The organism is Flavobacterium sp. S87F.05.LMB.W.Kidney.N, assembly GCF_004366435.1.
GTDB lineage: Bacteria > Bacteroidota > Bacteroidia > Flavobacteriales > Flavobacteriaceae > Flavobacterium.
Window position 1 is genome coordinate 44,741 of the sequence record NZ_SODX01000003.1, and the last position, 12,959, is coordinate 57,699.

At 29.0% G+C, this 12,959-nt stretch carries 15 protein-coding genes; 1 reads left to right on the top strand and 14 read right to left on the bottom strand.

Going from position 1 to position 12,959, the window contains the following annotated elements; all coding sequences use genetic code 11:
• Positions 1 to 196: 196 nt before the first annotated feature.
• Together EDB96_RS09545 and EDB96_RS09550 are read right to left on the bottom strand one after the other, a co-directional pair.
• Entirely contained in the window at positions 197 to 376 is a 180-nt protein-coding gene (locus EDB96_RS09545; protein ID WP_035690512.1) for a hypothetical protein, read from the bottom strand.
• Between the two features lie 78 nt (positions 377 to 454).
• Complete coding sequence (locus tag EDB96_RS09550; RefSeq protein ID WP_134140450.1) at positions 455 to 1,030, bottom strand: hypothetical protein; 576 nt, start codon at positions 1,028 to 1,030, stop codon at positions 455 to 457.
• Between the two features lie 282 nt (positions 1,031 to 1,312).
• Here EDB96_RS09550 and EDB96_RS09555 point away from each other — a divergent pair, with 282 nt between their 5' ends.
• Positions 1,313 to 2,113, top strand: coding sequence for an XRE family transcriptional regulator (locus EDB96_RS09555; protein ID WP_134140452.1), 801 nt, complete (start codon positions 1,313 to 1,315; stop codon positions 2,111 to 2,113).
• Positions 2,114 to 2,264: 151 nt separating this feature from the next.
• Here the strand turns inward: EDB96_RS09555 and EDB96_RS09560 are convergent, their stop codons facing one another.
• The 12 genes from EDB96_RS09560 to EDB96_RS09610 all read right to left on the bottom strand — a co-directional run bounded on the left by EDB96_RS09560 (position 2,265) and on the right by EDB96_RS09610 (position 12,952).
• Positions 2,265 to 2,912 carry a hypothetical protein gene (locus EDB96_RS09560; RefSeq protein ID WP_134140454.1) on the bottom strand — a complete coding sequence of 216 codons (648 nt, stop codon included), beginning with the start codon at positions 2,910 to 2,912 and terminating at the stop codon, positions 2,265 to 2,267.
• A 10-nt stretch (positions 2,913 to 2,922) separates the two neighbouring features.
• The gene (locus EDB96_RS09565; protein WP_134140456.1) at positions 2,923 to 3,930 is read right to left on the bottom strand and encodes a hypothetical protein; all 1,008 of its coding nucleotides are present in this window, start codon (positions 3,928 to 3,930) and stop codon (positions 2,923 to 2,925) included.
• 9 nt (positions 3,931 to 3,939) lie between these two features.
• Entirely contained in the window at positions 3,940 to 4,575 is a 636-nt protein-coding gene (locus tag EDB96_RS09570) for a DUF4280 domain-containing protein (protein WP_134140458.1), read from the bottom strand.
• A gap of 2 nt (positions 4,576 to 4,577) precedes the next feature.
• Positions 4,578 to 5,576, bottom strand: coding sequence for a hypothetical protein (locus tag EDB96_RS09575; protein ID WP_134140460.1), 999 nt, complete (start codon positions 5,574 to 5,576; stop codon positions 4,578 to 4,580).
• A gap of 10 nt (positions 5,577 to 5,586) precedes the next feature.
• A complete protein-coding gene (locus EDB96_RS09580) occupies positions 5,587 to 6,888 on the bottom strand; it encodes a hypothetical protein (RefSeq protein ID WP_134140462.1) in 1,302 nt (433 codons plus the stop codon).
• The gene (locus EDB96_RS09585; protein WP_134140464.1) at positions 6,881 to 7,438 is read right to left on the bottom strand and encodes a DUF6046 domain-containing protein; all 558 of its coding nucleotides are present in this window, start codon (positions 7,436 to 7,438) and stop codon (positions 6,881 to 6,883) included. The genes EDB96_RS09580 and EDB96_RS09585 overlap by 8 nt, the downstream gene beginning before the upstream one ends.
• Before the next feature lie 20 nt (positions 7,439 to 7,458).
• Positions 7,459 to 7,929, bottom strand: coding sequence for a hypothetical protein (locus tag EDB96_RS09590; protein ID WP_134140466.1), 471 nt, complete (start codon positions 7,927 to 7,929; stop codon positions 7,459 to 7,461).
• Between the two features lie 22 nt (positions 7,930 to 7,951).
• Positions 7,952 to 8,146, bottom strand: a complete 195-nt coding sequence (locus EDB96_RS09595) for a hypothetical protein (RefSeq protein ID WP_134140468.1) — start codon at positions 8,144 to 8,146, stop codon at positions 7,952 to 7,954.
• 366 nt (positions 8,147 to 8,512) lie between these two features.
• Positions 8,513 to 11,749 (bottom strand): hypothetical protein, encoded by a 3,237-nt coding sequence (locus EDB96_RS09600; RefSeq protein WP_134140470.1) that lies wholly within the window; start codon positions 11,747 to 11,749, stop codon positions 8,513 to 8,515.
• Between the two features lie 14 nt (positions 11,750 to 11,763).
• Positions 11,764 to 11,886, bottom strand: a complete 123-nt coding sequence (locus tag EDB96_RS21255) for a hypothetical protein (protein WP_262712542.1) — start codon at positions 11,884 to 11,886, stop codon at positions 11,764 to 11,766.
• Positions 11,887 to 12,147: 261 nt separating this feature from the next.
• Positions 12,148 to 12,525 carry a hypothetical protein gene (locus tag EDB96_RS09605; protein ID WP_134140473.1) on the bottom strand — a complete coding sequence of 126 codons (378 nt, stop codon included), beginning with the start codon at positions 12,523 to 12,525 and terminating at the stop codon, positions 12,148 to 12,150.
• Between the two features lie 7 nt (positions 12,526 to 12,532).
• Positions 12,533 to 12,952, bottom strand: coding sequence for a hypothetical protein (locus EDB96_RS09610; protein ID WP_134140475.1), 420 nt, complete (start codon positions 12,950 to 12,952; stop codon positions 12,533 to 12,535).
• Between the last annotated feature and the right edge of the window lie 7 nt (positions 12,953 to 12,959).

Here is a 12,959-nt window from a genome sequence, read left to right on the forward strand (position 1 = left end):
TTGAGAATGTGATTGTAACTCCTAATCCAAAAATCTGGTTTTTGATTTTTTGAATTTTCTGTAATATGTAGTTTTTTTGCCTCGATTTCACCTTAAGCCATGTGGTAAAATATATACTTATAAGCGAGAACAAATTTAAGTTTCATTGCTGTTTTTTCCAATTTTTTTAAACTTCAAAGCCAGTAGTTTCAGTTATTTATGCTTTGGCTTCTGTAGCAAGTCCTTCGTTGATAATAGTGTAAATGGTGCGTTCTGTAAGAAATAAAGTGTCTGAAAGTTCTGCAACTACAACCTTCATTTGTTTGGCTTGATTAGTGTTAATGTAGTTCATAACATAATCTCTCCTTTTGTCTAATAATGTTCTGCTTCTTTTCATGATTTTTCGGTTTATAATGTATGTTTATTCTTTTTGTTTTTAAATGGCTTTGTATGGTTGTGCTGCAGTTTTTTCAGACTAAATATTATTATTACTTATATCAACACTTCCTTCAACTTGATTTGGGTTGATTCCGATAATTCCGGAAGTCAAATTATACCCTAGTTCTTCCAGTTCTTCGTTCGATAATCCATTATTGAAAAGAATATATTTCTTTTTTAAGATGTTTTCGATCAAAGTAGTTTTATAAGTAATCTCCCAAATGAAGTAATCGTTTTTAGTCCAATAGTCATATTCATTACAATACTGTTTCTCTTTTATCTTAAAAGTAGAATTAGTATCAATAAGTGAATTGCTAATGTCTGCTGATAATACAGATTTGTCAATACGTTGGGCAATTTCAAAAACATCTTCGTAATTTGAAGATTCACTTCCACTTGGCATTACCACATAAAGGCAAAATGAAACTTCAGCTTTATAATTTTTTTCAGAAGATGTCTCCCAAAATATATTATCATACTTAAACATTACTATAGGTTTTTCTATAGGCGTTTTAAAAATAGCATCGCTATATAAATGAACTGTTAACGAGTCAGAAATAAATTCTGTTTCGATAGCTTTTTTCTTTTCTTTATAAAATTCTTTTAAAATCATATGTTGGATTATTTTTGAGCAAATTTAAAACATATGTTTTAATTTAGCAAACATATTACATATAAAATCGCAATAGTTTCAGTAATATGATTTAACTATTTGACTACTAATATGTATGATAATTCATAAGTTTTTAAAATATAATTAACTGATAATCAGTAAATTTTAAAAATATTTAATAGTAAATGTGATTATTTGTCATATATTGTGTAGATTTGCAACATATACTTGAAGTTTTGCTTTAAGTAAACATATTACATAATCAGCCAAACGAGTTGCAAAATGGAAATACACGATAAGATAAAACGTATTATAGATGAAATGAAGTTAAATAATAACTCATTTGCAAAGTTAATTGGAGTTACAAGTACTACTATTGATAGTATTACTATTGGAAGATTACAAGTCGATGGTGAACGAAAAAGAACAAAACCAGGTTTTGATTTGCTGCAGAGTATTATTTCACATTGTCATGTAAATCCAGAATATTTTTTTGGAAATAGTGAAGATATTTTTACCACTAAATCAAATAATGCGGTTAATTTAAATGTCCCTAAAATTATAACGGTAAATGATGAAGGAGATGAAAATATCAATTTTGTGGGAGTAAAAGCCCGTGCAGGTTACCTAGATGGTTATGCAGATCCGGAATATATGGAAAGTCTTCCTTCTTTTAGTATGCCAATGCTTAAAAACGGTACTTATAGATGTTTTGAAATTAAGGGAAATTCAATGTCAACAACGATTCATGACGGAGATTATCTTTTCGGAAAATATGTAGATAATTTTGACGATATACTTGACGGAAGAATTTATGTTATAGTCAGTAAGAATGATGGAGTAGTGGTAAAAAGGGTTTTAAACAGAATCAGGGAAAGCGGAAAATTGATTCTGAAATCTGATAATAGAGACGGAAATTATCCAATGTATTCTATTTATGCCGAAGATATCCTGGAAGTTTGGTACGCTAGTATGTACGCATCCAGACAAATGCCCGATCCGATTAATATTTATGAAAAGATTCATGATCTGGAGAGTAAGTATTATGAATTGGAAGAAAGTTTAAAAAAGAAGCTGAATTGAAATAATAAAAGTCAAATACAATTTATAAAAAGAAAGAGAAAGTCTTAAATAATAATAAGGCTTTCTCTTTTTTATTTGATATATGTTTTATGATGTATTTCTATTTTGTTTCTTTTTAAATATGTTAACTTGATAGGAACTCAATTTGAATTTATTTTACGATTAAGGTATATTTAGTTTTTATTCCAATTACATTAAAAAAAAATTCTAATTGCTTATACATATTGTCACTCAAATCTAAGTTTTCAATTTTACCAAAAGTTTCTTTTGTTTTGCATTCAAAACAAATTTCTATATATTCGAATACTTTGTTATTCTCATCAAAGAAAAGAATAGCATTTCTAGGAAGATAGCAGCCTCTTGTAATTTCTGAACAACTTATATTCAATTTTGAACAAGTGTTGTACAAGATGTCAGACAACTTTTCTATTTGAGGAATTGTTAAAGTTTTTATTTGAGCTACATTTTCTAGGGATAACGAATCTAAATTCTTTCTCGGTAATTCAAAAGGAGTTATATACTCTAGATTTGTTATATTGACTTCACGTTTTTTGTTTACTGTGTCAGTTATTATACTTGCAACTAAATTTTCGTTATTTAAACTTAAGTTACAAGAAATAATTTTTATCTGAGAGGATTTATTAAATGGATATGAATTAATACGTTTTGAAAGATTTGCAATATTTTCTTTTTTTGTATTAAGAATTTTAGGCTCGGATAAACTATTTTTTTTTGATTTATTTTGGGCGCTAACAATTATTGACACTAGAAAGATTAGGCTTAAAAGTTTTTTTTTCATTTTTATAAGTTTATTGTTTAAAATCAGGATACTTATTTTCTACTCCATTTTTCCAAAAGTCAAAATTATTTTTCCCATATTTTTTTATATAAAACGTCTCCCACGAATTTGAAAAATATTGCTGAGCATATTCTAATTTATCACTTTGATTTTTTGTTAATTCTTTTTTTCGATCTATTAAGTCATATATTTTTGAACGATTTTTACTGTATATCCATAAATCTTTTTTTGTTGTAACTGTTTTTTTTTCTTCAGAGTCGTAATATATCCATCCATCTGTTTTTATCCAATCTTCAGAAGCAACTAAAAAGTTGTTTAAAATTGAACCATATCCATTATAAATTAACTTTCCCTGTTGTCTATAATCATTATTTTGTTTAACCTTGACATAGTTAGTGCATCCAAAGACTTTAATTTTTTTATTTGAAAAACTAGCTAATTCAATTAAGAAATCAGGAGTTTTTCCTTCCCAGCAAGCTACAGAAAACAAACAACCATTGTCAAGTAATTCATTTATTATTATTTTTAAGCTAAAAAATGCTTCAATCCATTTTTTAGGAACACCTATAATCTTTTTTTTAGATTTATCAGCTGACTCAATATTAAATACTGTAATAGTTTTACTTTTCTCAAAAACATCAGTTATATATTCATCCTTAATTTCTACAGGCTCTTCATCTGCTAATAAAATAGCTTTCTTTATTTCTTTCATAACCGAAGTGTCCAAGTGTACTTTGTTTGCATCATTGAAAGAACGATCTGAATAAGTATATCCATGATGAACAATACAAATGTTTTTATATTCGTATTTCTTATTAAGTTCTTTAAAAAATTGAATATCAGCAAATGTTCTAATGTACTTTACAACCCAAATGTCATTTTTTACATCGCTAAATTGTTCTATACTGTCATCATCCAAAACTATTAAAAGGTTTATTTTTTTCTTATCTACAATTAACGTTTTATCCTGAAAACTAGTATCTCCGTTTACTTCTTTTATTCTAAATATTCTTTCCATTTTTAGTAACTAGTTTTCATTTTCAATTGAGATTTCTTCTTTTAAAACCGCAAAACCATCTACATTTACCTCTCCACTAAATTTTACCAGTTTGGTATTTGATTTGATATTTTTGCCATTCGCTTCATCTATTACAATGACTACTGTTTCTCCTTCATTGTAGTTTTTTGTCTTTACAACAAGGCTTACTTTGTCGCCAATGTTTGTGGAATTTATCTCATTTTCCAAATCATTATTTTTCCAATTAACACTTACAATTTCTTTTTTTAAAGGTGTTACTACAGGTGGAGAATAATTATCAAATATAACTATTTTAGAACCTGTTTGAAGAGAATTTGTAATATTAATCTTTCCTCCAGTTCCGACATTACACTTTAGCTGCGAAGTTTCCAACAAAGCTTTTTTATTTCCTCCATATACATTATTTGAAGGGGTTTCCCATTTAGCTATTATTAGAGGATTGCATGGATTATTATTTTTTAATTTGCAAGTTCCAAAAGGATTTTTAAAAGTAATATCATTTTCAGTAGCCATTAATTTTTCTTGGATAAAAATTGTGTTTTGAGAGTTAACATCTACAGTACTAGGTGCAGAACCTTGGTCGCAAGTGCATGAAGCACCATTGCAAACATATTTTACTCCCATAATTAGTTTATTTTTACATTATTACCTGTGATGATAGTATCTCCAGAACCATTGATGTTTATCTTTTCTGTAGATTTCATATTTATATTTTTTGCTTCTATGTGAATATCTCCTTCAGTTTTAATGTTTATTGCAGTCTTGCCTTTTAGTTCGATTAGATTTTGATCGTCTTTCTTTAAACGTATATTGTCACTTTCTCCATTTAATTCAAGAGCTAATTTTTTAAGTTCATCTTCTTCAAATAAATATCCAGCAATTTTATTTTTTTCAATAGCTAATGAAGCTTGTTTTTTATCTTCATTATTTTTTAATAAGATATTGTATTTATCTGATGCTACTTGCATAGAATTTAATTCTATGCCTTTATCATTTTTAAATTTAAGAGAAACGTTGTCTTTAGAAACATTTAAGGTTAAACGTTCTTTAGTTTCTTTATTTTCTATTGAATTAAAAGTCGTTGTAAGACTATCAGGTGTAAAATGAGTAATTGCCAGAGGTTTTTCATCCTCATCAAAATAGCTGATTTTAAAATTTTGACTTTCATTAAATTCTATTTTGGCAACGTCAATAATTTTTGTCTCATTGATTTCGGCTTGATCATCTGCCTTTATATAACGAACATATAGTTTATTACCATCTGCACTGTAATCAAAAAACAATTTTGGATCGTTTACTGCCTGGATTCTTCCCATTATTCGATCTACTTCAGCATATTGTGAAATAAAAGCCCTCGTTTCCACTCCGTCAATAATCGAAGCCAAAACCCAGCTGTCTTTTTTAGGAATTGTAATAATTCCCTGTTCCAGATCCTGAATGGATGCTTTTAGGCGCACATTTTTAATAATGGCACCATCAGCTCGCATGATGTTTACTGTATATGCATCTTCTGGATTGTGAAGTGATTCTTCTTCTTTGTTTATTTCAATGACTTTTGCCGCAAAAGTTTCAATGTTCTTATTGTTGCTGGCGACATTTTTTATTAAATCTTTTATGTTTCCCATTTTCTATTATTTACACAGATTCGACTCTTCTTCCTAAATAAATTTTTTGTCTATAGCCATTTTCGCCATAATTTCTTTCTACTTTTTCAACTTGAAAGGTTCCGTTTTTTTCTTTGTCTTTGGCGTTTTCAAGAATAACTTTATCTGTCGGGCGTACAAATGGTTCGCCAAAAGTGAGAATATAGCCTTCAAGCCCGTTTGGTTTAGATTGCATAGCTCTCAAAGCCCCATATTGGTACAATTCTGAAGCTATTTCTGTTGTTGTTTTTTCAAAAACTGCGGGATCTTTTGGCAGATTTTCATTGTCATCATGTAAAACATGTGTTTTTACAAGCTGACCGTTAGGATCTCCTAATTCGATATAAATTGGCGTGTTTGAATTTTTAAAGTATTTCTCAACTCGTGTTCGGGTATTTTTGCTTGACTCGTTGACAACTACCAATTTATCTTCAATAATATTATGTCTGAATCTAAAATTTACTCTTCCCGAAAAACCTCCGGCAATAGACTGTAAGGCTTTGTTTAATTGTGAAGCGAGAAGATTAAGGCCTTCATTAATCAGTTTTTTTACCAACGCTCCCGAGATTGGACTTTTGATAAAATTGCGATCAATGAAACCAGATAATTCATTTGCCGTATGCTGTTGCGGATTGTTGGTTATTGTTAAAACGGGACCTGTCAGCTCAGTTTTAAAATAAGTATAAATTCCTTTGTCTTTAAGCATTTCAAAAACTTGTGATAAGCTATGATTTCTGCTGACGACTATATTTCCTAAGTTTTCATCAAGAGCATTAACTTTAAAAGGCAGTTTAAGTTCTTTAATTCTTTTTTCGAAAAAAATTTTAGGATTAAAATTGTCAACATTTGTGGCTGGATTAACAGCAACAATATTGAGATTATCTTTTTTATCCTGAACATTATTGTCTTTTACCGCTTTTACTTTTTTAAAAGCGTACATAGCATCTTCGCAGGTTATTACAGCATTTGTGTCGGATTGAACTCCGGTAATATAACCTCTAAAAGCAGGTTTGTAATCACCATCATATCCTAAAAATATTTCGATATAATTTTCAAGTTTAAAAAAATCATGAATTGTTTTTTCCTCTCCGCTCGCGTTTGTAAAAAGACTTTGATCATATCCTTTGGTGTCGGTATAAACTTTTTGCGGCATTACGATAGTTGCCGTATCTGTAAGCGATTTATAGGAACTATTTATGCTTACATTTTTAACATAATTAAATTCATAAAATTTAGGCGAGGGGATAAGGCGTACGGTTTCGTAAACTTTAATTTTGGCATTGAGTTTAAGCATTATCTCTAATTATTAGTTCGACGGTTTCATCTGATGTAGCGCTGGCAGTAAATTTTTGGATATTTTTTGTTCCGGAAATAGAAGGAATAGAATACGAATCAATAACCAATTCGTAAATACCAAAACGATTCAAAATGGCATGTGTTACTCTTAAAGAATAAGGCGCATTAAGAAATTGTTTCAACAAAAAAAGCTTTTCTTTAGGATATTCATCTCCAGTTTCATTGGCAATTAAACCCTCCATAGAAATACTAAAATCACCATTTGTAATGTGTTCTTTGATAGTTGAATCTCTTCCTTCAACTCCCTCTTTTTTAATAGTTTTAGAACGGCTTAAATTTACCGTAACAGCATCGACCCTTAAACTTGGCAGGTTAAGGTCATTTTTTATAAGTGGTTCAAAAACTAAAGGAGCAAACACGCGAAGATTAAATTCACCTCCGGTTTTATCAATAATGAAATCTTTTGATTCTGATTCGTTATAGTTAATACCGCTGTATTGAATGTCTTTTGGTTCTAAAATTTCGTTTACATTAAAATTGAATTTCATAATGATTTTGTTTTTTATCTTTAGTTTGAAAATGTTTTGGCAAAAGCTGTAATCATAGTATTTTCCATTCGGCTGTCACTATGTTTTTGAAGCCAGAGTGCTTCCTCAAGAAGTTTATAAAATTCATCCATGGGAAGTTTGTACGGGTCTACCTGAAAAGCATATCGAATAAGCGCTGCAGATTTTTTAAATTCATCTTTCTGCGGAGTTGCATTAATTGTAAATTCACTATCTTTTTTTATCGTTGCTACAATCGAATTTCCTGCAGAAAGCATGAACTCTTCATCGTAACTTTCTTTGTCAAGAAGGCATTCTTTAAATAAAAATAAAATCGCTTCGTGCGGATTGTCTTTATATTTATTTTGATATTCCAGATAGATGTCAAAAGTTGGTTTTTTACAATAAACCGTAATTAATTGATCATCAGAGGTAAGTTTTAATATTTTTCCGTATTTTTCTTTAAGGTTTTGGATGGATATTTCGTCTGTCATTTTTTTGTTTTTTTTTTTGAGATTAAATACAGCTGTCTTTGCTTTCTTTTTTTATGATTTCAGCCAAACTTTCACTTTTTTCAGTTGAAGATAAAGGAGTGATGTTGAAGTTTTCTATAAAAATGTTTCCAGAAGATTGCGATTCCAGTGGATTTTTAAAACTGCTCATGTCTGGTATTTTAGGTGTTTCACCTAAATCTTTTGGTGTATAGTCCATGATTGGTAATTGTTTAATGTTTGACGTAATTATTTGAATGATTTATGCAATAAGAGATGACTTTCTGAAAATATCCTGAAAGTAAATCGTGGTATTTTGAAATGTTTTGGAGAATCTAATAGAGGCATTAGAGTCTGTAAAAGTAGAGTAGAGGATGCTAAAAAAAAGAATAATTAGGCCTTGGTTTTCAGTAGTTTCAGTGGAAATTAAGTCTTCTTTTTTTGCTTGTAAAATGAGTCCTTTTTTTTTAAATAAAATCCACAGTCTATTATATTTTTCTAAAATATATTTAGTTAGCATTACAGATAAAAAAATCCAAGATCATAGAAAATTATTTTCTTATAATCTTGAATTTTTTAATAAAAGTTATACTATAGATGTAACATTATTTTGTACCCAACCCGTATCTGTTTTTGTGTAAATTACTGATCCAGTTGTTATATTTAAACATTGAACTGTATCGCCCTTTTGAGCCTGTCTATAAGTGCTATTCAAAGATGAAGTACTTAAAGCGTTTGTCGTATTATTTGTAAATACTTTTGTTAATGCGATTTCGTAATCTCCTGAAATTGTTGGAGCTGGAAATCTTAAATTGGCATTAGCTACTGGCTCTACAATTTGAATTTGTGTATATCCGGATGCTCCCGTTTCTTTTACCTGAAATTTTCCATTACCGATGATAAGATTTGAATTATTTACATCTTTCTTTGAGGCAAAACTTATCTGATTATCTCCACTTGAATCATAATTGAAAAAAGCTTCGTAAAATGACGTTAATTTAGTATTCCCTTTAATTGCGTAACCTCCGGCATTCAGCACATTTTCCAATGTAATAGTATCTCTAAAATCTTTTTTATCCAATCCAATCACTTTACCTTGATCATCTAAAGCAAGAAGATAGTTTTTTTCAGAATAAATTAACTTTGTCCATTGGCTGCTAGACCAACTTACACCATAAAAATTATTCTCAGAGTCTTTGTAAATATCTCTAAAATTGGTACCAACTTGGTTTGCTATAACTTTTGACTCACCCGAAGGTTTAATTAGAGTAAATTGTGATATAAATAATGGAGAGTAATTGCTATACACAATTATATTGTTTGAATTGTCAAAAATGATGTGTTGTGGCCATTGTCCCGTAGTTCCTTCAAGAACAACAGAACCTTCAGAATCCAAACCTATCAGTTTACTATTTGTGTAATCTAATATATATATGATACCGTTTTTATATGCTATATCAGTAATTGATTTTAATAAATAAATAGGTGTTATGATATCCTCATCAGATCTATATACACCTTCATTGTCGGTACAGTAAAATTCGTTATTATCTCCTAAAGTAAAATAAGAGTAAGGCTTTATGTTACAATGTATTTCAGTTTCGCCTGTATTAGTATTTAATTTAATTACTGAGCCAGTCTCTCTATTAATGCAAAACATTATTTTATTTGAGAAAAACAAGGTTGTGTTTGTTATATTGGTTAAAAAATTTTCAATAATATTAAAGTCTGAATCAATTTTGGTAATACTGTTATTAGAGTGCGATAGATACAAATTATCAGAAGAATCATATGCAAGACTTATTGCTATACTAGATAATATAGTTGTGAATTTAACAACTCCATCTGTATTTAGAATATCAACTTTATTTACATTTTGATAGGTAATAGCAATATCTCCATTATTTTCATTTTGGGCAGTTAACATTGGAAATGATTCAGAAGTTCTAACTGTTGTTTTTGTAAATGAAGTATAATTTTTTAAATCGGCAAATTTTAAGCCTGAATCATTTAATATTCCAGAAGTAACTACTGCTGTATTTCCATCAATTGATATTAAAGAATTTTCGAGACCATCACCATTCCCATTAAATGTAGGTATTACATTCGGAGTTCCTGAAATATTGCCGCTTGGTAAATTAATGTTTCCTTCCTCATCTGCAAACTCTCCATTTACGGATACAGGTATTATATTTGTAGTACCATCAGGGTTTTCGGGTAGATTAAAAAAATTTATTCCAGGTATATTTCTTTTTAAATATAAGTGGTTAACACCTCCTCCAGAACTTTGATAATCTGATCTTAAATAAGAACCTTGAGATATTAAATGAGTAGAGTTCCCCTCATTATTAAGAGAAAGTGAATTTGGATGCAAAAAGATTTCTGCTGTTTCATCAAAATTACTCAATGTTAAAGTTTTTCCTATTGCTGTATTACCTTTTTCAAGTGTTTGGTCTAAGTCAGAAGAGGCAATTAAACTAATATTACCAGTACCAACTATTGATTCACCATTGACTGTTTTAAAATCGGATTTAACAGTAACTTCTTTGTCACTAAAAATTACATTTCCATCATTATCCAAGGTTAATAATTTAGTATCTTCTTGTAAAGTAATTTTTATAAGATTATATGAAGCACTATTGCTGATATATACGATCCCTGATTTTGCTACAGTCATATATCTTGGAGATTTACCTGCCGAGCCTAAAATGATTACTTCTCCCAGAGGAGAAATTTTATAAACTAAACCATTTTCATAATCATTATTATGCACATAAAGAAAACCATTTTCTGATACAAAAGGTTCGTTTGCTTTGTAACCAATTGAAGCAAAAAATGTTACGCTAGTTCCATTTTTATCTACAGAGTAAATATTTATGTCAGCATAATCATAGGGTGTAATATATAAGGATCCATCAGGCTTCACGCAACCGTTTCCAACTTCCAAATTAAGTAAGGCAAAATTGGTTATTATGCCAGATTCATTTATTTTGTAAATTACATTTCGAGATTCAAAATCGAAAAAGTAACCATTTAATTCCTCATCAAATCCTAGGAAGCCTAATGATAAATTTCCAGCATAATAAACAGTTTCGCTTATTGTATAAGTGTTTATTTTGAAAATTTTTCTTGAACTACGTTCCTCTACATATATATTATCATTTTTATCAATATCGATATATGAAAAATATGAATTTGAAGATTTTAAAACAGACAAAATGCCTGATTCATCAAATTTTATCAGTATATAGGAAACTCCATCAAAATAGATTAGAAATAAATCTCCATTTTTTGGACTTACAATAATTTTACTTTGTATATAATCCCCTTCGGAAAATGAAAAATAATCTACAACTGTTTTATCAAGATTTACTTTTTTAACAGTATTTCCATAAGGAAAATAAGCTGTTCCGTCAATTCCAGCAGATGGAATAACATCTTGATTATATACAATTTCACTTATGCTTTTGAATTGATTTTTTAAATTTTTAAGTTTCAAACCACTTTTACCATCAATTTTACTGTTAATTTCGGTATTAGAATTGATAATTATTTTATCTCCAGTATCAGTAATATTTGATTGTATCAAATTTAGTTTTTCTTCAGAATCATATCCAATCTTAGTTAGTCTGTTTAAATCTCCTGAAATTGATGTTTTTGGGATAGATTTTTCAATTAATTCTTCAATTCCATCTACATCTTTTACCGGAACTTTATCGAGTTTATGTCGAAAAGAATCCCAAGTGTCCCAAAATTGTTGCTGAGAAGGTTTTAGAGAAGTTTTAAACCAGTTTTTTATTGTATTTAATGTTTGTATTGCCATGATTTTAAGTCTAATTAAGTGATTGTTTTTGGAAGTTGATTTTCTTTCATCAGGATCTGATGAAATTGATTTTTAAAACTATTCTTGTCGGGAATTTTAGGCATTTTTACTTTGCCTTTTACTAATAAAGGATTCATAGTGGTATTTATTTAATTGATTTATATACTAATTGAAGTACCGTTTTTAAAAATAGCTTGAGATAAAGATTGTGTTAAAATGTAATAGCTATTAAAAAATTTGAGGATGTAAAAGTAGTTTGGAAGGATACAAAAAATGAAAAAAATGAAGTTGGTTTTTCGGTAGTTTCAGTAAGAAATAAATAACCCAGAACAACCGGAAATTTCTTTTCTCCAATTATTCTGGGTTTTATTTAAATAAAGTACTTTTACTTTTGTTTTTTAGAAGTAAATTATTGAGTTTGCGCAATGACCGCCTTTTTTCCAGTATCGATAGTCAATCGTCCAAAGGATGTAAACAAGTATCCAGCCTAAAAAAGATAATTTTTTATTGATTTGATTTTTTCCTAGTGCGCTTGAAATTGTTTCCCCTTTTGTACCAAATTGATAACCGTTTCGTTTTCTTAGAATAGTATTCCACAGTGTACGAAACTCGTAATTTGCAAAAATGTCTAAGCCAATTGCTCCAGTAAAAAAATATTGATCAAGTGATTTAAAAAAACCACTGCTTTTTGAATTTTTCCAGACGACAACAATTATATTTAAACATGTTAATGGTAAAAATAATAGTACAGCTACCAAGTATAATAATATTCCCATGCTATAATTAAAAATTGAACATTCCGTCTGCATCCTGTTCAATAATGTATGCCGACATAATTGTTTTTAATGGTATGTTTTTATCTAAAATTAACATTGTTATATAGTCAAATGCAGGCATTCTGTAAAACTTTTCTTGTTCATTGATAATAATACCGTCTTCATTTTTTTGCTCTTCGTATTCAGGATTTAAAATTGGCTGAAACTTGTCATCTCTAACGATTATTTGTTGTGTATTATCTATGTGCCATTCTGGTACTTGTGTTGTAAACTGACTGCTTACATCTTTATCATCCTTATTATATAAAATGCGATAATAAATATCAAAACTTGTAGAATCAGAGTTTATATTTATTCCTATTATATTTAAAGTGCGACTTACTTCTTTAAAGTTTTTGCTGTTTGAAATTGATTGTTCTATTAACATAGTTTAT